Origin of the sequence: Bradyrhizobium sp. 62B, assembly GCF_030272265.2 — a bacterium.
Taxonomy (GTDB): domain Bacteria; phylum Pseudomonadota; class Alphaproteobacteria; order Rhizobiales; family Xanthobacteraceae; genus Bradyrhizobium.
This window is the reverse complement of record NZ_CP092841.2, coordinates 4,739,797-4,758,426: the sequence shown is the minus strand read 5'-3', so window position 1 is coordinate 4,758,426 and position 18,630 is coordinate 4,739,797. Positions and strand designations below refer to the sequence as shown.

Here is an 18,630-nt window from a genome sequence, read left to right as displayed (position 1 = left end):
CTCACGCAGCGAGCGGGATGGTGGCGGCAACGCTGAGGCCGCCGCGGGCCGGCAGGATCGAGAGCGTTCCCCCGGCCGCCGTGACGCGCTCGCGGATGCCGGTGAGGCCGAAGCCGGCCGATCGGGCGACGCGTTCCGCATCGCCACCGCCGTCGTCCTCGACGCGGATCAGCAGCGCGTTGTCGTCGCCGGCCCGACGCTCGATGCGCAAGGAGATCTCGCGCGCCGCGCTGTGGCGCAACGCGTTGGTCAGGCATTCCTGGGCCACGCGATAGGCCGTGGTGGCGGCTGCTCCCCGCACGTTCGTCAGGTCGCCCCTGAGGTCGAGCTGGATGGTCGGCCGCGCCGCGCTCTGCGAGCGCCAGCTGTCGACGAGATTGACGAGGCTCGCCTCGAGCCCGAGCTCCTCGGGCAGGGGATTGCGCAGGCGCTTCAGCGCATCGCGGAGCGAGGCCATCAAATGATGGGTGGCTTGCGAGATCATGCGCGCATCCTGTGCGATGCCGCTGTCGGTGGTTCCTTTCGCACTGGCCGTCTCGATCGTGTTGGCGAAGGCGAGGATAGCGGAGAGATTTTGCCCGAACTCGTCATGCAGCTCGCGGGCGAGGGCGCGGCGCTCGTCGTCGCGGATCTCGATCAGGCGCCGCGTCAGCGACGCGCGCTGCTCGGTTGCTTCCTCCAGGCGGGTGCCGAGCTCGCCGACGGCGTTGCCGATCATCGCCAGCTCCATCGAGCGGAAACGCGGCAGCCTGGTGCGATATTGGCCGCGCGCCATGCGCTGCAAGGCGGTCACGATCGCGCGCGCCGGGGCCAGCGCATGTGCGATCGCCAGCGATGCCAGCAGCGCGATCGCCGCGGCCATCAACAGCGCGACGTCGATCACGTTGAGGATGTATTCCCAGGCGAGCGAGATCGCGGCCGCTGCGTCCGGCGTCGCGACCACGGTGCCGGCCGAAGCGGCGCGGGGACTGACCGGCCGAACCACCTCGGCGTGGCTGCCGAGGAAGAACGGCACGATCGATGCGAACCAGTGCGGCGGGGTCTTGCCGAGTCCCTCGCTCTGGCCGCAAAGCGGCTTTTCGAATGCGATGGCCGGCTGGAACTCGACGCAGACGCCCGGCGAAATCAGCTTCATCGTCTCCAATGTGCGCCATTCCGGAACTGGCAGAAGCTGCTCGCGCGTTCTGCTGCTGCGCAACAAGAACTCATGCCAGTACAGGGCCTGAAGGGCCTGCGCGACCCGCTGCGCGGAGGCCGCGGTCGCCCGGTCGACGCTGCGATAGGCGTCGATTGTGGCCCATACGGTCGCGGCTCCGAGGCAAAGCGCCACGATGAGCAGCAGACGGGCGACGAGCTGAAGCACGAGGCGCATGCGATCACCCTCAACGTTTGATAAGGTCAGCCTAACAACGCCGCCGCGCCTTGCCAATCGCAGGGTTCTGCACGATCGCAGTTCGGGCAAATTTCCCAAGCCGGATTGGGCATGGGTCTTTGGACCTGAGACGGCGGCTTTGATCTAATCGGGTGGAAATCTTGATGGGCCGATCGTTGCGGCCGAGGAGCGGTGCAGCATGAGTTCGATGACGATTGGACCGATCGCGCCTGTCACGACCGACCCAACCGAGCGCAGCGCGCTCCTGTTCTGGATGATTTTCACCGGGCTTTCGATCTTCGCCGTCGTGCTGCTGTGGCGGTTCGGCCTGATCCACCTGATGCTGACCTCGGACCGCACCTACATTTCGAGCGTCATCGCGGTGCTCTATATCCTGACCTGCGGCCACTGCTTCCTGCGCACGCGGGCGATCGCGCGGGAAGGCGCGGCGGCGCGGCGCTGCCGTACGGCGCTCGCGGCGCCTGATGGCGGCAAGGTCCTCGATGCGCGTGCGACGGCGCTGCCGCGCGGGCTGGTGCGGGATCACATCGAAAGCCTGGTGACCAAGGCCGCCGCGCAGGATTATCGCCCGGTGGATCAGACGCTGCTGCTGCGAACGCTCGCCGATCGCCTGCGCGGCTCCAACGGATTCGGCGCCTTCGTCTCGGACACGCTGATGAAGCTCGGCCTGCTCGGCACCATCGTCGGTTTCATCATCATGCTGGCGCCGATCGCGGGGCTGGATGCCGCCGACAAGGTCGCGATGCGCTCCTCGATGGGACTGATGAGCGACGGCATGGCGGTCGCGATGTACACGACGCTTGCCGGTCTCGTCGGCTCGATCCTGGTCCGCATCCAGTATTACATGCTGGATGCCGCGACCCAGAAGGTGTTCTCCGACGCGGTGGTGCTGACCGAGACCTATGTGACGCCGGTGCTCGAGCGCAAAGGCGCCGGATCCCCGTCATGATGGATGATTTCGGTCTCTATCCGCGCGAGGAGCCGTTCGATCCGCTGGGCGTGATGCTGTTCAAGGCACTCCAGGTGATCGCGTTTCTGTTCTTCCTGGCGCTGCTCGCGGTCTCTCCGGACGCCAAGGACGGCAAGATCGACTCCAAGGCGGAGTTCATCATCACGCTGGACTGGCCGGACAATCACCCCGACGATCTCGATCTGTTCGTGCAGGATCCCGCCGGCAACATCGCTTGGTATCGCCACCGCGAGGCCGGTTTCCTGACGCTCGACCGCGACGACCGCGGCGGAGCCAACGACTTCATCATGGTCGCCGGCAAGAAGATCGCCTCGCCGATCCGCGAGGAGATCGTGACGCTGCGCGGCATGATCCCCGGTGAATACACCGTCAACGTCTCGCATTTCGTCGCCACCACCGGCGAGCCCGTGACGGCGAATGTGAAGGTGCAGAAACTCAATCCGACAGCGCAGGTCGTGTTCGACAACAAGTTCACGCTCGACCACACCGGCGACGAGAAGACCGCGGTGCGATTCCGGCTCGACACGGAGGGCAAGGTCGTCGATGTGAGTCAGCGGCCGAAATCGCTGCTCGAGACGTTCCGCAGCAGCTGGCGCAACGGGGCCGATCTCGACCCGAGGACGGGTGTGAGCAGCAACGCCAAGAGGATACGCCGTGACTGATCTGCAAACGGTCATCCTCACGCTGTCGGTCGCCTACGCCGTGATCGGCGCGCTGCTGCTGGTCGTGCTGGTCTATGCGCGGCTGCACTGGTCGCTGAAGGCGGTCGCGGTGGTCGTGACCAGCGCCTTCTATGTCGTCAGCTTCAGCGAGATGCGCGGCCTGCTCGGCTGGGCCAGTACCGACCGGCTGCCGACGACCTTCAAGCTGCTGAAGTCCCGCATCGTCGAGCCGCACTCGCTTCAGGGCGATCCCGGCTCGATCTATCTGTGGGTCGAGCAGCTCGACGAGGACAATCGTCCGAGCGGCATCCCGAGGGCCTTCCGCGTGCCCTACAACGATGGGCTCGCCGACAAGACCCATGCCGCGGAAAACGAAATCGCCCTGGGACATCTGCAAGGTGGTCGCGCCGCAGATTTCGGCGGCGGCGATGGCAGCCTCCTCGACATGGTCCGCGAATATGTGACGCCCAAGACGATCATGGAGACCACCGGCGGCGATTCCTCGACCGGCGAGTTCATCGCCCCGCCGGCCGGCGCACAAGGCGCCGTGTTCACCCCGCTGCCGCCGCCCCGAATGCCCCCGAAGGACGAGCAATAGGCTCTTCGCGATCGTCCGCAGGGGGGCTGGTAATCGGCGCGGCGCTGGCGCATGTCTTGACCTCCCTCAATTTGGCCGTATCGGGCTTCAATAAGAATTGAAGGGTGGAGGGTGCGTGCTTCTCGCTGTCTTCTCGGATATCCACGGCAACAGGCAGGCCTTCGAGGCCTGCCTGAAGGTCGCGCGTGCGAAGGGCGCGGAGCGGTTCGTCCTGCTCGGTGATTTCGTCGGCTACGGCGCCGATCCGGAATGGGTGGTGGACACCGCGATGGAGCTCGTGGCCCAAGGTGCTATCGCCGTGCGCGGCAATCACGACCAGGCAGTCAGCTCCTCGGCGGAGACGATGAACGCCGAGGCGCAGGTCGCAATCGAATGGACCCGCGGCCGGCTTGGCGCAGCGCAGCGCCGATTCCTGAGCGAATTGCCGATGCTGGTCGAGGACAGCGACCGTCTGTTCGTGCATTCGGAAGCCTCTCACCCGCAGCGCTGGCACTATGTCCGCTCCACCGTGGACGCTGCCAAGAGCCTGATCGCGACCCCCGCCCATGTCACGTTCTGCGGGCATATCCATCGCCCCGCGCTCTATTCGATGTCGGTGACGGCGAAGATGACGAGCTTCGTGCCGAAGACCGACGTCCCGGTGCAGCTTCTGCGCGGACGGCAATGGCTCGCCGTGCTCGGCTCGGTCGGCCAGCCCCGCGACAGCGATCCGTCGGCGGCCTTCGCCTTGTTCGACACCGAGTCCTGCCAGATCACCTATTGCCGCGCGCCCTACGACATCGCGACCGCGGCGAGCAGAATTCGCGACAACGGTCTGCCGCACTGGCTCGCCGACCGGCTGTCGCAGGGGCGCTAGAGGCCGATGCCGAAATCACTGGTCACAACAGGCGCGGTGATCGATGGCTACACCATCGGTGAATGCGTCCATGCCGGCGGCATGGCGACGCTGTGGACCGTTACCCATCCCGGCATCGACGTGCCGCTGCTGATGAAGATCCCGCGGGTCTCGGAGGGCGAGGACCCCGCCGCGATCGTCTCCTTCGAGATGGAGATGATGATCCTGCCGCGGCTCGCGGGTCCGCACGTCCCGACCTGCTTCGGCACCGGCGATTTCGCGCACCAGGCCTATGTCGTGATCGAGCGCATCGGCGGCACCACGCTCTACAAGCGACTGCCTGAGCTCCCGCTGCCTTATGACGAGGCGCGGCAGCTCGTCGCCAGGATCGCAACCGCGCTGGCCGATCTGCACCGCCAGAACGTGATCCATCACGACATCAAGCCGAGCAGCATCATGTTCCGCGAGAGCGGCGAGGCGGTGCTGATCGACTACGGCCTGTCGCATCACAATCACTTGCCGGATCTGTTGCAGGAGGAGTTCCGCCTGCCTTACGGCACCGCGCCCTACATGGCGCCCGAGCGGCTGTCCGGGGTGCGCGACGATCCGCGCAGCGATCTGTTTTCGCTCGGCGTGCTGCTCTATTTCTTCACCACCGGCGAACGGCCGTTCGGCGAGGGCGAGACGCTGCGCGCGATGCGGCGCCGGCTGTGGCGCGATCCGCATCCGCCGCGAAGCGTGCGCGCCGACTATCCGCCCTGGCTGCAGGAGGTGGTGCTGCGGTGTCTCGAGATCGAGCCGGTGTGGCGCTATCCGACGGCGTCCCAGCTCGCCTTCGATCTCGCCCATCCCGATCAGGTCAAGCTCACCACGCGTGCGGAGCGGGTCAAGCGCGACCCGCTCAGCGTCGCCTGGCGTCGCCGCTTCAATCTGGGCGTCATGGCGCCGCGCGCGAAATCGGATGTCGCCGCGCAAATCGCATCGAGCCCGATCCTCGCTGTCGCGCTCGACACGGTGGAAGGCGCGCCGGAGCTCAACGAGGCGCTGCGCGTGACCACCGAGCGCATCCTCGCCACCTTGCCGTCAGCGCGGCTCGCTTGCGTCAACGTGCTCAAGCTGAACCGGATCGCGATCGACCGTACCCTGGACGAGCAGGGGTCCAACAAGCATATCGACCGCCTGGTCGCGCTGCGGCATTGGGCGACGCCGCTCAAATTGGATGAGAGCCGGCTGTCGGCTCATGTGCTGGAGGCGGTTGATCCCGCTGCCGCGATCCTGGAGTTCGCCGAGGTCAACCACGTCGACCACGTCATCATCGGCGCGCGGCAGGGCTCGTTCCGCCGCACGCTGCTCGGCAGCGTCTCGGCCAAGGTGGCCTCGGAAGCGGCCTGCACCGTCACGGTGGTGCGACCGCCGCGGATGGCAGGGGATATCGGCGGGACCGACGCCGGCGAAGGGCCGGGATAGGCCCGCCGGCTTGAAGGGCGGTCAGGCCGCGTGGGCGGAATGAGCGACGCGCTTGCGGCGGATCGGCCAGGAGAATTGCGGGCCGGGCTCGCCGTGATCCGGGCTGCCGCCGAAATACTGGATGATCTCGCGGCAGGGCTCGCAATTGAACAGGTTACGCGACGCGGATGCCTTGGTCATTTCCTTCAGGCAGTTCGGGCAGTGCGGTTTCATGGAGTGGTCCGAAAAAAGGAAAGTCTCAGTGTCGGTGCTGCGAGGCAAACGAATGATCGGGGTCCGTCGTGTCGAGCGCGGCGTCGTCGTCCAGCCTGCTATCGGTGCTCTCGAGGCGGCCGAAGAAATAATCGAGGCCCGGATGTGGGCGCCGCGGGATCCGGCACCTGCGCTTCGGCTGACGCTTCACGAGTGCGATCTGCATGGCGCTCAGACCCGGCGACGGTGAAGGTGAATGATGCGGGCAGAAGCCTCGGCCTTCACCGGTCGCATCACGTAGAGGCTACGAGCCGCAATCGCTGCATTGAACGCCAACCACAACGCTACGCCAGTCCAAACCAGGGTCGTCGTCATGATGTCCTCCCGTCAAAAGCAGGCAGGACTCACTTGCGGTGATTTGCGCGAATCAGTGAAGTCCGGATGAGTACGGATCACCATTGCAATTTTAGATATTGGGCGCTGCAGCACCCGTAAAAGCCGCGGGATTTCGCCTCGTCCGCGTGCGCCGTTTGATCCGGCTCAAATCGCTTCGCCGCGGGCCCCGAGCGCCGCGTTGCGGATCGCGGCGATGTTGGTCCTGTAGGCCTCCTGCGTGCCGCCCCGGAATACGGATGTGCCGGCGACGAAGGCGTTGGCGCCGGCCGCGGCGAGCGCGCCGGCGACATCGGGGCCGACGCCGCCGTCGACCTCGATGTCGATCGGTCGTCCCGCCGTCATCGCGCGGATGTCGCGAATCTTTCCGATCGCGGAGGGAATGAAGGCCTGACCGCCGAAGCCGGGATTGACTGACATCACCAGCACGAGATCGACGAGATCGAGGACGTATTCGAGCGCGCTGACCGGCGTGCCCGGATTGAGCGAGACGCCGGCCTTCTTGCCGAGCGCGCGGATGGCCTGCAGCGAACGGTGCAAATGGGGACCAGCCTCCGCGTGCACGGTGATGTGGTCGCAGCCGGCCTTCGCAAAGGCCTCGAGATAGGGGTCGCAGGGCGAGATCATCAGATGCGCGTCGAACACCTTCTTGGTGTGGGGGCGCATCGCCTTGATGATGTCGGGGCCGTAGGAAATGTTCGGAACGAAATGGCCGTCCATCACGTCGAGATGGATCCAGTCGGCGCCGGCGGCATCCACGGCGCGCACCTCCTCGCCGAGCCTGGAGAAATCCGAAGCCAGAATCGAGGGTGCGATTGCCAGGGGGCGGGGGGCGAAGGCTTGGGTCATGGCGCGGTTTCCCGGAGGCGGGGGCGTGAAAGATGGCCTCGCCTAACATGGGCCTCCATGGCGGGCAATGCAGGGGAGGCGTGCTTCCTGTGGGCGGAAAAATCTGCCGCGGCCGGCACGAATTGCCGGTGATCCCAGGCCGTCCAAAGCGCAACGGTCGCGGATATCATTGAGCTTTTTACGCTGGCACGACGCTTGCTGACGTCACCTTCAGAACATTGGCCGCGGCGTGCCGCATCGGTTGGAGTTGTGCAATGTTGTTTGCCCTTGGTGCCGTCGGTGCCGTGTCGAGCGCACTCGACGCGATTCAGACGCTGACGAACTCGAAATCGTCCGCCTCGACGCACAAGACGGGGGCGGCGCAGGGTGCAACCAATCCCTTTGCCATCGACAGCGGCAGCAGCAACACGACCAGCGGCGCGACCTCGTCGGTCAACTCGGGCAAATATCCGCAGATCGCGCCGGAGACGATGAACGCGTTGTTCGCCGCGCAAAGCCAGTCCTCGGACACCACCAGCACGGCCAGCTCGACCTCGTCGGACTCCACGTCCTCGACGTCCTCGACGACAACGAGCCGTGAGGCCGCGCTCAAGCACCTGTTCTCCCAGATCGACGGGGACGGCGACGGCAACATCACCAAGTCCGAGTTCGAGGACGCGCTGGGTGCCGGCGGAACCAACCTCGCGCAGGCCGACGACGTATTCTCCAAGCTGGACTCGAACGCGGACGGCAGCGTGAGCCTGGACGAGATGTCGAAGGCGCTGAAGAGCGGTCACCACGACCACCATCACGCGCAAGGTGCCGACGGCTCGGGCGATGGATCGAATTCCTCGTCGAATTCCAAGGGCGGATCGACCTCGACCACGACGACCGCTGCCGACGGCTCGACCACGACGACCGTCACCTATGCCGACGGCTTCAAGATGTCGACGACGGTGCCGGGCACCTCCAGCCCGCGTAATTCGGCTTACGATCTGTTCGCGCAGTTGATGCAGCAGCAAGGCGGCCAGGGGCAGGGCGCTTCGGCGGCTGCCGGTTCGTCGATGTCGATGAGCGTGTGAGCCGCCATCCGGGATCAGCCGGCATATTCGCGCGTGATGTCACGATAGGCATAGCGGTCACGGATTTCGTGGTTGAAGAACGCGCCCTTTGAGCGCGCGTCCCGGAACGCTGCGGCGACCTCGGGTGGAACGTCCTCGTAGACATAGGAGCGTCCGCTGACGAAGGTCACTTTCAGCTCCCGCGTGTCGGGGGCATAGCGAACGAAGCGGATTACGGACGACGGCATGGCGGTCCACCTGAGGCCGCCAGGGTAATGCCGTCTCGGCCGTTTCGTTTCTAACCGAACCTGTCCTTCCACGCCGGCTGTGCCCCCGGGAACGGCAGCGCGGTCGCGCTGTACACGGCGCGGGCGATCGCACGCGCGACCACGTTGGCGGCGACCGTACCGAGCTCGGTGAGGCCGACCAGCGGTTCGATCGGCTTCTCGCCGGTCGCAGCCGCAAACAGCACGTCGCCATCGGTCGGTGCGTGCACCGGATAGATGGCGCGGGCAAAGCCGGTGTGCGCGATCATCGCCAGACGCTTGGCCTGGGGCTTGGTCAGCACCGCGTCAGTGACGACGGCGCCGATGGTGGTGTTTTCGCGCGCGCTCGCCGCGGGACCGCCCTTGATGCGCATCCGGAGCATGTCGTCGGTGAATTTGTCGGGCAGGCCGCGCCCGCCGAACTCGCTGCCGACCTCGAACGGTGCCGCCCAGAACCACGGCCCGTTGCCGACGGTCACGCTGCCCACCGCGTTGACGGCGACGATCGCCGCGACCTTCACGCCGTCAGGTGTCGCCGCCGACGCCGAGCCGAGTCCGCCCTTGAACGTCGCGGTGGTGGCCCCCAAGCCGGCGCCGACGCTGCCGAGCGGGAAGTCGGTGCTGGCAGCGGCCGCGGCGGCGTAGCCAAGGTCGCGATAGGGCGAGAAGCGTCCCCAGGCCTTGTCGCCGCCGTTGAGGAGGTCGAACAGGATGGCCCCCGGCACGATCGGAATCAGCGCCTCGCGAACGCGATGGCCGCGCCCCTGCTCGGCGAGCCACGCCTGGATGCCGCCGCCGGCATCGAGACCGAAGGCGGAGCCGCCGGACAGGGCGATCGCGTCGACGCGCTCGACGGTGTTGGCGAGATCGAGCAGCGCATCCTCGCGCGTGCCGGGACCGCCGCCGCGCACGTCGATCGCCGCGACCGCGGGCTGGTCGAAGATGATTGCGGTCGTGCCGGTGGCGACTTTGGCATCCTCGGCATGGCCGACGCGGACTCCGGCAATGTCGGTGAGCAGATCCTTCAAGGTGGCCTCGCGCGCTGAAAGGAGTTCGCCTTGCGATAGCGCAGGGACGCCGCAGGCTCAACTCGCCAGCGCGGTCCTGAGCATCTTGGCGAGTTCGGACTTGCGGTAGGGCTTTGCCAGCAGCAGCACGCCGGAATCGAGCCGGCCGTGATGGACGATGGCATTCTCGGTGTAGCCCGAGGTGAACAATGTCTTCAGGTCGGGACGGCGGCGAGCGGCCTCGTCGGCGAGCTGACGGCCGTTCATGTTGCCGGGCATGATGATGTCGGTGAAGAGCAGGTCGATGGTCTTGTCGCTGTCGATGATGGTCAGGGCCTCCGCGCCGTTGGCGGCCTCGAGCGCGGTATAGCCGAGGCTCTTGACCTGGGTCACCACATATTGCCGCACCAGCGCGTCGTCCTCGACGATCAGGATCTTCTCGTTGCCGCCGGTAATGGGCGCGTTCTGCTGCGCCTCGAACTCGGTCTCCTGCACCCCGGTCGAGCGCGGCAGGTAGATCTTCACGCTCGTGCCGTGGCCTACCTCGCTGTAGATCTTGATGTGGCCGCCCGACTGCTTGACGAAGCCGAACACCATGCTCAAGCCGAGGCCGGTGCCCTTGCCGACCTCCTTGGTGGTGAAGAACGGGTCGAACACCCGGTCGATCAGGTCCGGCGGAATCCCGCTGCCGGTGTCGCTGACGGCAATCATCACGTAATTGCCGGCGACGACGTCGGGATTCATGCTGGCATAACCGTCGTCGAGAAAGATGTTGCGGGTCTCCAGCACCAAGGTGCCGCCCTCGGGCATGGCGTCACGCGCGTTCAACGCGAGATTGAGGATCGCGGTGGATAGCTGGCCGGGATCGACCAGCGTCGGCCAGGCGTCCTCGGTGAGCTGCGGCATGATCGTGATCTGCTCGCCCAGCGTCGGATGCAGCAGTTTGGCGGCTTCGAGCGCCAGCGCGTTGACGTCGATCTCGCGAGGCTGGAGCGGCTGCTTGCGGGCGAAGGCCAGCAGATGCTTGGTCAGCTGGGCGCCGCGCTCGGCCGCGTCGTCGATCAGCTTGGTGATCGCAGCCAGCTCGGGGCGGTCGGCAACCGCGTCGGCCAGGATGCCGATCGTGCCGGTGATGACGGTCAGCACGTTGTTGAAGTCGTGCGCGACGCCGCCGGTCAGCTGGCCGATGGAGTCCATCTTCTGGACCTGCCGGAACTGGGCTTCGGCGGCCTGCTTCTCCGTGAGGTCCCGGCCGATGAAGAAATGGCGCTTCACCGGCTCGGACCAGGTGCCCATCCAGTTCAGCGTGACCTCGTGACCGTCGTAATGATAGTAGCGCGCCTCGAAGCTGCGCTTGACCGCGCCGCGCCGTGCCGCCCGCATCTCGTCGCGCGTCCTCTCGAGGTCGTCAGGGTGGATGAACTCGGTCGCGCTGTGCCCGATCATGTCGTCCGGGCTGAAGCCGAGAATGTCCTTCACGCTCGGGCTGACCTGGATGAAATTGCCGAAACCATCGGTGACCAGGATCAGGTCCTGCGAGGTCTCGAAGATGCGCTGGCGCTCCTCGGTCTCGCGGCGCAGCTTCTCGCGCGCCTGTTTCTCCTCCGTGATGTCATGGGCGATCTTGGAGGCCCCGATGATCTCTCCGTTGTCCGATCTCAAGGGTGATACGTTCAGGACGACGTCGAGCGCGCGGCCATCCTTTCGAATCCGCACCGTCTCGTGCTGGGCGATCGATTCGTTGCCGGCGATCTGGTTGAGGATGCTCCTGACTTCGCCTTTTCGGTCCGGCGGCACGATGATGTCGATCGACCTGCCGACGGCCTCCGCGGCGGAATAGCCGAACAGATGCTCGGCGGCCTTGTTCCAGCCGGTGATGATGCCGTCGAGCGTCTTCGTGATGATGGCATCGTTGGAGGATTCGACGACGGCGCCGTACAGGGCGAGGCGCTTGCCGTAATAGTCGCGTTCCGACGCCGATTGCTGGCGCAGCCTGCCGACGAGGCCGACGGTGTGCACCTGAAGGCGGACGTTCTCGATCAGCAGCACCGCGAGCACGAAGCTCGAGGCGCAGAGGCCATAGAGGCGGCCGGCGTAGAAACCGAGATCGAAGCGCGCGACGTTGACGATCGCGGACAGCGCGATGTCGAACAGCCATGCGCACATCACGACCATGAGCCAGACGTCGATCACCGAATGCGGGCGGCGGAACCAGAGCGATACCAGCGCGGCGAAGCTCAGCGACCACACGAAGGAGACGACGCCGATCATGGTCGGTGTGTAACGGCCGTCGCGGAGCAGAACCGGCAACAAATCGTGCTGGGCGGTGACGATCCAGGCGAAGGCGCCCATGGTCGCGACGACGCCGAGCACGGTCGCGTAGATCGCGGTGCTGGTCGGGCCCTGGATCCTGGGGCCGCCGTCCTGTTCCTTCAGCCAGGCATAGCCCAGCACGAACAGCGGGAAGACGCCGTGCCAGATCATATAGAGCCAGACCGTGGTCTGGCTGCCCGCGCCAAACAGCCCGGTCGGCGTGAACAGGCCGGGGAAGGTGAGGGCATGGACCAGCGCTGCCGCGGCGGTGAACAGGTAGCCGGTCGACAGCCACAGCAGGGCGCGGGTCCGCACCACCGAAAACTGCGACAGCAGCAGCACGGCCGTGATGATGTCGCTGACGGCCAGCGCCGATTGATAGCTCGCGACAAAGGCCGGGACCGGCGGCAGCGGGATACCTGCGAACGGAACGGCCAATGCGAACAGGATCGAGGAGATGCCGACGATCCACAAAGCCGCGGTCCGGTCGGTCGACGCTGCCGGCAGAGTCGAAAGAAATGTGCTTCGGTCGATCGCAGGCGCGTTCATCTCGTGCAGACCCGTTTTGAGCATCTCCGCAGTTCCAAGATCGGCAGTCCTGACCTCCTACGGTAGCCCGTTCCGGGCGCGTGTCGTGAACTGATACCGCGGCGACTCAACCGAAGGTTACAGCTTACTTAATTTGAGGGGGAACGCGGAATGGGGACCAGGTAAGATGCGCTTTACTGGGTGGTGTCATAATGCCCTGCCACGGTGCCGGGTTCCAGGTTTGAATCATATCATTTGATCGATCTGCGGGAGTTGTTCCCATGCCTCGCGTTCTCATCATCGACGACCAGAAGGACGTCCGCGCGATGGTCGCGATCGTGCTTCGGGTCAACCATTACGGGGTTGCCGAGGCCGACGGCGGTGCGGCCGGGCTGAAGACCTTCGCAGAAGGCCGCTTTGACGCGGTGATCGTCGATATTTTCCTCGGCGATATCAGCGGTGTCGACGTCATTGCGACCCTGCGCGAGCGCGCACCGGGGCTTCCCGTCGTTGCCGTGTCCGGAATGACGGCGCTGGATTTCATGGAGCAGTCGCCCCACCTCGCCAGCGTGATTTGCCTGCAGAAGCCGTTTCGTCCGAACGACCTCCTGCAGGTGCTTCGCAAGGCCCAGGCCGCGGCCGCCGGCGAGCTGCCCGCAGCCGTCTGATCCTGCCACAAAGAAAACGCCCCGGGGCAAGCCGGGGCGTGAGGATGATCGCATGGCGGGATTTGAGTCCCGGAGCCGCGCTCAGGTGCCGTTGCCCTTGATCTCGGAGTAGCCGCCCTTGGCGTCCCATTTGTAGACGACGTAGTCGATCTGCTTGATGTCGCCCTTGGCGTCATACTCGATCGGGCCGATCACGGTGTCCCACTTGCCGGCCTTCATCGCCTCCATGACCTTCTTGGCGTCGGTGGTGCCGGCCTTCTTGGCCGCCTGTGACCAGACCTGCATCGCCGCATAGGTGTAGAGGGTGTAGCCCTCCGGATCGATGTTCTTGGCCTTGAAGGCGTCGACGATCTTCTTGGCGGTCGGCTTGTTGCGCGGATCGGGGCCGAAGGTGAACAGGGTGCCTTCGCCGGCGGGGCCGGTGATCGAGGCGTACTCCTTGTCGGCAAGCGCGTCGCCGGCCATCAGCACGGTCTTGAGGCCCTGGTCGCGCATCTGACGCAGGATCAGGCCGCTCTCCTGGTGGTAACCGCCGACATAGACGAGGTCGATATTGTCGCGCTTCAGGCGCGAGACGATCGCGTTGAAGTCCTTGTCGCCCTTGTTGTAGGACTCGTACATCTTCTCGGTGACGCCCGCCTTGTTGAGCGCCTTCTTGGTCTCGTCGGCAAGACCCTTGCCGTAGGTGGTCTTGTCGTTGAGGATCGCGATGTTCTTGCCCTTGTAGTTCTTGGCGATGTACTGCGCCGCGATCAAGCCCTGCTGGTCGTCACGGCCGCAGACGCGTGCCACGTTCCACAGCTTGCGCTCGGTGAAGAGCGGGTTGGTCGAGGCGGGGGTGATCTGCAGGACGTTGCCGTCCGCATAGGCCTCCGAGGCGGGGATCGACGACGAGGAGCAGTAGTGCCCGGCGACGAAGGGCATCTTGGCGCCGGCGATCTTTTCGGCGATCGAGCGCGCCTGCTTCGGGTCGCACGCGTCGTCCTCGACGGACAGCGCGAGCTTCTTGCCGTTGACGCCGCCGGCGGCATTGATATCGGCCACGGCCATTTCGGCGCCGTTCTTCATCTGGCGGCCGAAGGCGGACTCGCCGCCGGTCATCGGGCCTGCGACTGCGACGGTGACATCCTGCGCGAATGCCGCGCTCGACAGCGCGATCGATACGCCGAATGCCAGACCGATGAGCTTCAGTGATTTCATGAGATACCTCGCGGGTGGTCGCCTGTGGACGTTGCCGGGCATGCCCGGTTCAAACCGGCGCCATTCTTGAATGAATCTCAGGAGAAGTCACCGGCAAAATACGGGCATTGGCGCAGATATCTCGCCGCATTCGGCCGCACGCTGGCTGGCTCGTGGTTCGGTCAGCCGTGCCGGCCGCCCTCCAGATAGGCGGCGCGAATCTCGGGGCGCTGCAACAATTCGGCGCCGGTGCCGGCCAGCGTGATCAGGCCATTGACCATGACATAGCCGCGATGGGCGAGCTTGAGGGCATGGTTGGCGTTCTGCTCGACGATCAGGACGGTCAGGCCGTCCTGGCGGTTCAGGGTGCGGATCGCATCGAATATCTGGCGCGCGATCAGCGGCGCGAGGCCCAGCGAGGGCTCGTCGAGCAGCAGCAGGCGAGGACGGCTCATCAAGGCGCGGCCGATCGCCAGCATCTGCTGCTCGCCGCCGGACAGGGTTCCGCCGCGCTGGGCGTAGCGTTCCCTCAGCCGCGGAAACAGCGTGAAGACACGCTGGAGCGTGGCCTCCCGTTCGGTCTCGGTGCATTCGGTGGCGTCCGCCCCCATCTGGAGGTTTTCCGCCACGCTCATGCGCGGGAAGATGCGGCGGCCCTCCGGGGATTGGGCGATGCGCAAATGCGCGATCGCGTGCGTGGGGACGTCGGTGATGTCGCGGCCTTCATACAGGATCTGGCCGGCACGGGCGCGCGGCTTGCCGAAGATCGTCATCATCAGGGTCGACTTGCCGGCACCGTTGGCGCCGATCAGGGCCACGATCTCGCCGGCATTGATCTCGACGTCGACGCCCTTCAGCGCCTCGATCTTGCCGTAGGCGGCGCGCAAGCCGCGGATCACGAGCAGAGGAGAGGGTGCCGGCGTCACGAGCCGCCCTCCATCACAGCAGCCGCCTCTTCCTCGTCGGCGCCGAGATAGGCGGCGATCACCTTGGGATCGTCGCGAATCTCGCGCGGCGTGCCTTCCGCGATCTTGACGCCATGGTCCATCACCACGATGTGGTCGGAGATCTCCATCACGACCGACATATCGTGCTCGATCAGGAGGATCGAGGTGCCGAGTTCATCGCGGATCGAGAGCAGGAGCTCGCTCAAGGCCGCGCTCTCGCGCGCATTGAGGCCGGCGGCGGGTTCGTCCAGGCACAGAAGCGCGGGCTCGGTGCACATGGCGCGCGCGATCTCGAGCCGGCGCTGGTCGCCATAGGCGAAATTGCCGGCGGCATCGTCGGCGCGGTCGAGCAGGTTGACCCGCTTGAGCCAGTCGATGGCGAGGTCGATGGCGCGTTTTTCGGCGTCACGGTAGGTAGGAACGCCGAGGAGACCGAGGAGAGTGAATCCGGAGGCGCGCATCAGTGCGTTGTGCTGCGCCACCATCAGGTTTTCCAGCGCAGTCATGCCGGGAAACAGCCTGATGTTCTGGAAGGTGCGGGCGACCTTGGCCTGCTTGGCAATGCGGAAATCATTCAGCCGCTCCAGCGCGACCGTCCTGCCGTCGTCATGGGTGAGGTGGATGGCGCCGCCGCTCGGCTTGTAGAAGCCGGTGATGCAGTTGAACACGGTGGTCTTGCCGGCGCCGTTCGGTCCGATCAGGGCAGTGATCTTCTTGCGCGCCGCCGAGAATGACAGGTCCTGCACGGCGACGATGCCGCCGAAGCGCATGGTGAGCCTGTCGACGTCGAGAATCTTGTCGCCGCTCATCCGTGCCCTTCCTTGACGAGGTCGGAGGAGATCGCGTGCGCCTTGGTGAGATAGACGGTCGGGGCGCGATGGCCGACCAGGCCACGCGGCCGCCAGATCATGATCAGCACCATGGCCATGCCGAACACCAGCATGCGATAGGTTTCGAGGCTGCGGAACAGCTCGAAGCCGCCGATCATGGCGAGCGCGGACAGCGCGACGCCGAGCTGCGAGCCCATGCCGCCGAGCACGACGATGGCGAGCACCAGCGCCGATTCCTGGAAGGTGAAGGATTCCGGGCTGATGAAGCCCTGGCGAGTGGCGAAGAACGCGCCGGCAAAGCCGCCGAACATCGCACCCGTCGCGAACGCCGTGAGCTTGGTGGTCGTGGTGTTGATGCCGAGCGCGCGGCAGGCGACCTCGTCCTCGCGCAAGGCTTCCCAGGCGCGCCCGATCGGCAGGCGGCGCAGGCGGATCGTCGCCCAGTTGGTGAGCAGCGCCAGCGCCAGGATCAGATAGAACAGGAAGACGATGCGGTGCGTCGGCGAATATTCGATGCCGAGCTTGGCGGCGAGGCCGTCATCGCTGTTGTCGAGCGGGATGCCGAAGAAGGTGGGGCGGGGAATGCCGGAGACGCCGTTGGGGCCGCCGGTGAGCTCCTGCCAGTTGATGATGACGAGGCGGATGATCTCGCCAAAGGCGAGCGTCACGATGGCGAGATAGTCGCCGCGCAGGCGCAGCACGGGGAAGCCGAGCAGGACGCCCCAGAACGCCGCGAGGATGCCGGCGAGCGGCAGGCAGATCCAGAACGACCAGCCGAAATTGGTCGCAAGCAGCCCGTAGGAATAGGCGCCGACCGCATAAAAGGCGACGTAGCCGAGATCGAGCAGGCCCGCGAGCCCGACCACGACGTTTAACCCCCAGCCCAGCATGACATAGGTGAGCACGAGGATCGCAAGGTCGAGGATGTAGCGCTGGTTATAGAAGATCACCGGCACCAGCAGCGTGAAGATCAAAAGCGCCGGAGCGAGGTAGCGGCCGATGAACGACATGCCGTTCGAGACCGCCGGTGGCACCAGTTTCTCGGCGCCGGTCGGGCCGATCCATTGCCGCAGCACCTCGATGACGATCGAGCCGCCGAACACTGCAGCGACGAGGGACGCGAGCTCGCCGAAGCGCGTCCAATAAGTGAGCTGGCCGGAGGCGCCCGCCTCGGTGCGGATGCCGACCATCAACGAGAACAGCACCAGCGCGACCAGCGCGTTGACCAAAGCCGTCTTCAGGATGGCGGGGATGCCAGATTTGGCCTTCATGGGTGAGGAAGCTGCCACGCGCGACCGTCAGACTTTTTCGACTTCGGGACGACCGAGCAAGCCGGTCGGCATGAAGATCAGCACGACGATCAGGATCGAGAACGCCGCGACGTCCTTGTATTCGACCGAGAAATAGGCCGACCAGAACGTCTCGATCAGGCCGATCGCAAGGCCGCCGAGCATGGCGCCGGGCAGCGAGCCGATGCCGCCGAGCACGGCGGCGGTGAACGCCTTGATGCCCGCGACGAAGCCCATGAAGAAATCGACGAGGCCGTAATAGAGCAGGTACATCAGGCCCGCGACTGCGGCGAGCGCGGCACCGATCACGAAGGTCATGGAGATGGTGCGGTCGACGTCGACCCCGAGCAGCGCCGCCATGGTCTGGTCCTGCTCGCAGGCGCGCATGTCGCGCCCGAGCCGGGTGCGCGACACCAGCCAGGTGAAGAGGGCCAGCAGCACGATGGTGGTGACGACCACCATGATCTGGATGTTGGAGAGCTGGATCACGAAGCCGTCCGTGCTCTCGTGCAGGGTGTAGCCGCCGGTGATGAAGGGCGGGATCGGCTTGACGCGCGCGCCCTGCGCCACCTGCGAGTAATTGGTCAGCACGAAGGACATGCCGATCGCCGACAGCATCGGGGCAAGGCGAAAGGAATGGCGCAGCGGCCGGTAGGCGATGCGCTCGATGGTCCAGCCATAAAGCGCGGTGATCGCCATCGAGACGAGCAGCACGACGAGCAGGATCAGCGGTATCGCGGTCAGCCCGAGCGAGATCAGGATCAGGAAGGTGATCAAGGCAATGAAGCCGCCGACCATGAAGACGTCGCCATGGGCGAAGTTGATCATGCCGACGATGCCATAGACCATCGTATAGCCGATGGCGATCAGGCCGTAGATCGAGCCCAGGACGAGACCGTTGATGAGCTGCTGGGTGAAATAATCCATGGGCTGCCGTACCAAACCTGACGCGGGCTCAAGGTGAGCTCTGAGGAGAGTGGGTTGGAGTGTGGTTTGAGCGTGTTTTTATTGGGCCCCGGCAGCCCCTCAGCGTTCTTGCCGTTTTGTAACAGGAGGGAACTGACGGCTGCAACAGCTCACGCGACAGCAGGAGGTCTTGTACAGAGGTGATTTGAGCTCGGGTTCCGCAGCTGCGAGGAACTGGGTTCCGCAGAGCAACCAAAATGGCCGCCGGCCGTTGTCTCGGCTCTGACGTCCAACAAGG

Annotated in this window: 20 protein-coding genes; 7 read left to right on the top strand and 13 right to left on the bottom strand. The window is 65.5% G+C overall.

Features of this window, described 5'->3' with window-relative positions; genetic code table 11:
• Position 1: 1 nt before the first annotated feature.
• Positions 2-1,372, bottom strand: a complete 1,371-nt coding sequence (locus ML401_RS22685; RefSeq protein ID WP_285806970.1) for a sensor histidine kinase — start codon at positions 1,370-1,372, stop codon at positions 2-4.
• Positions 1,373-1,571: 199 nt separating this feature from the next.
• Here ML401_RS22685 and ML401_RS22680 point away from each other — a divergent pair, with 199 nt between their 5' ends.
• The 5 genes from ML401_RS22680 (at position 1,572) to ML401_RS22660 (ending at position 5,925) form a co-directional block, all read left to right on the top strand.
• Entirely contained in the window at positions 1,572-2,342 is a 771-nt protein-coding gene (locus ML401_RS22680) for a MotA/TolQ/ExbB proton channel family protein (RefSeq protein WP_285806969.1), read from the top strand.
• Positions 2,339-3,025 (top strand): hypothetical protein, encoded by a 687-nt coding sequence (locus tag ML401_RS22675; RefSeq protein ID WP_259213697.1) that lies wholly within the window; start codon positions 2,339-2,341, stop codon positions 3,023-3,025. The genes ML401_RS22680 and ML401_RS22675 overlap by 4 nt, the downstream gene beginning before the upstream one ends.
• Positions 3,018-3,623, top strand: a complete 606-nt coding sequence (locus ML401_RS22670) for a hypothetical protein (RefSeq protein WP_285806968.1) — start codon at positions 3,018-3,020, stop codon at positions 3,621-3,623. Before ML401_RS22675 ends, ML401_RS22670 begins: the two co-directional genes overlap by 8 nt.
• Before the next feature lie 115 nt (positions 3,624-3,738).
• Positions 3,739-4,479, top strand: coding sequence for a metallophosphoesterase (locus ML401_RS22665; protein ID WP_285806967.1), 741 nt, complete (start codon positions 3,739-3,741; stop codon positions 4,477-4,479).
• Between the two features lie 6 nt (positions 4,480-4,485).
• Positions 4,486-5,925 (top strand): bifunctional serine/threonine-protein kinase/universal stress protein, encoded by a 1,440-nt coding sequence (locus ML401_RS22660; protein ID WP_285806966.1) that lies wholly within the window; start codon positions 4,486-4,488, stop codon positions 5,923-5,925.
• 21 nt (positions 5,926-5,946) lie between these two features.
• On the opposite strand, the gene ML401_RS22655 is transcribed toward ML401_RS22660, so the two are convergent.
• The 4 genes from ML401_RS22655 to rpe form a co-directional block, all read right to left on the bottom strand.
• Positions 5,947-6,138: a hypothetical protein gene (locus ML401_RS22655; RefSeq protein WP_194403111.1), complete on the bottom strand. Its 192-nt coding sequence runs from the start codon at positions 6,136-6,138 to the stop codon at positions 5,947-5,949.
• Positions 6,139-6,163: 25 nt separating this feature from the next.
• Positions 6,164-6,343, bottom strand: coding sequence for a hypothetical protein (locus ML401_RS22650; RefSeq protein ID WP_194403110.1), 180 nt, complete (start codon positions 6,341-6,343; stop codon positions 6,164-6,166).
• Positions 6,344-6,348: 5 nt separating this feature from the next.
• Positions 6,349-6,492: a hypothetical protein gene (locus tag ML401_RS22645; protein WP_211418979.1), complete on the bottom strand. Its 144-nt coding sequence runs from the start codon at positions 6,490-6,492 to the stop codon at positions 6,349-6,351.
• A 165-nt stretch (positions 6,493-6,657) separates the two neighbouring features.
• Positions 6,658-7,359 carry a ribulose-phosphate 3-epimerase gene (rpe, locus tag ML401_RS22640; protein ID WP_211418980.1) on the bottom strand — a complete coding sequence of 234 codons (702 nt, stop codon included), beginning with the start codon at positions 7,357-7,359 and terminating at the stop codon, positions 6,658-6,660.
• A 254-nt stretch (positions 7,360-7,613) separates the two neighbouring features.
• Here rpe and ML401_RS22635 point away from each other — a divergent pair, with 254 nt between their 5' ends.
• Positions 7,614-8,420, top strand: a complete 807-nt coding sequence (locus ML401_RS22635) for an EF-hand domain-containing protein (RefSeq protein WP_285806965.1) — start codon at positions 7,614-7,616, stop codon at positions 8,418-8,420.
• Between the two features lie 14 nt (positions 8,421-8,434).
• Here the strand turns inward: ML401_RS22635 and ML401_RS22630 are convergent, their stop codons facing one another.
• Genes ML401_RS22630 through ML401_RS22620 form a run of 3 tightly spaced genes read right to left on the bottom strand, consistent with a single transcriptional unit; the run spans position 8,435 to position 12,558 of the window.
• Entirely contained in the window at positions 8,435-8,647 is a 213-nt protein-coding gene (locus ML401_RS22630; RefSeq protein ID WP_211418982.1) for a KTSC domain-containing protein, read from the bottom strand.
• Positions 8,648-8,697: 50 nt separating this feature from the next.
• A complete protein-coding gene (locus ML401_RS22625; protein WP_211418983.1) occupies positions 8,698-9,693 on the bottom strand; it encodes a P1 family peptidase in 996 nt (331 codons plus the stop codon).
• A 57-nt stretch (positions 9,694-9,750) separates the two neighbouring features.
• Positions 9,751-12,558, bottom strand: a complete 2,808-nt coding sequence (locus tag ML401_RS22620; protein ID WP_285806964.1) for a PAS domain S-box protein — start codon at positions 12,556-12,558, stop codon at positions 9,751-9,753.
• A 236-nt stretch (positions 12,559-12,794) separates the two neighbouring features.
• On the opposite strand from ML401_RS22620, the gene ML401_RS22615 reads away from it, so the two are divergent.
• Positions 12,795-13,181 (top strand): response regulator, encoded by a 387-nt coding sequence (locus ML401_RS22615; RefSeq protein WP_285806963.1) that lies wholly within the window; start codon positions 12,795-12,797, stop codon positions 13,179-13,181.
• 81 nt (positions 13,182-13,262) lie between these two features.
• Here the strand turns inward: ML401_RS22615 and ML401_RS22610 are convergent, their stop codons facing one another.
• The 5 genes from ML401_RS22610 to ML401_RS22590 all read right to left on the bottom strand — a co-directional run bounded on the left by ML401_RS22610 (position 13,263) and on the right by ML401_RS22590 (position 18,353).
• The gene (locus ML401_RS22610) at positions 13,263-14,381 is read right to left on the bottom strand and encodes a branched-chain amino acid ABC transporter substrate-binding protein (protein WP_194403102.1); all 1,119 of its coding nucleotides are present in this window, start codon (positions 14,379-14,381) and stop codon (positions 13,263-13,265) included.
• Positions 14,382-14,542: 161 nt separating this feature from the next.
• Positions 14,543-15,286, bottom strand: coding sequence for an ABC transporter ATP-binding protein (locus tag ML401_RS22605; protein ID WP_285806962.1), 744 nt, complete (start codon positions 15,284-15,286; stop codon positions 14,543-14,545).
• Positions 15,283-16,116, bottom strand: coding sequence for an ABC transporter ATP-binding protein (locus ML401_RS22600; protein ID WP_285806961.1), 834 nt, complete (start codon positions 16,114-16,116; stop codon positions 15,283-15,285). The genes ML401_RS22605 and ML401_RS22600 overlap by 4 nt, the downstream gene beginning before the upstream one ends.
• The gene (gene livM, locus ML401_RS22595) at positions 16,113-17,408 is read right to left on the bottom strand and encodes a high-affinity branched-chain amino acid ABC transporter permease LivM (protein ID WP_194403099.1); all 1,296 of its coding nucleotides are present in this window, start codon (positions 17,406-17,408) and stop codon (positions 16,113-16,115) included. The genes ML401_RS22600 and livM overlap by 4 nt, the downstream gene beginning before the upstream one ends.
• Before the next feature lie 27 nt (positions 17,409-17,435).
• A complete protein-coding gene (locus ML401_RS22590; protein WP_285806960.1) occupies positions 17,436-18,353 on the bottom strand; it encodes a branched-chain amino acid ABC transporter permease LivH in 918 nt (305 codons plus the stop codon).
• Positions 18,354-18,630 lie beyond the last annotated feature (277 nt).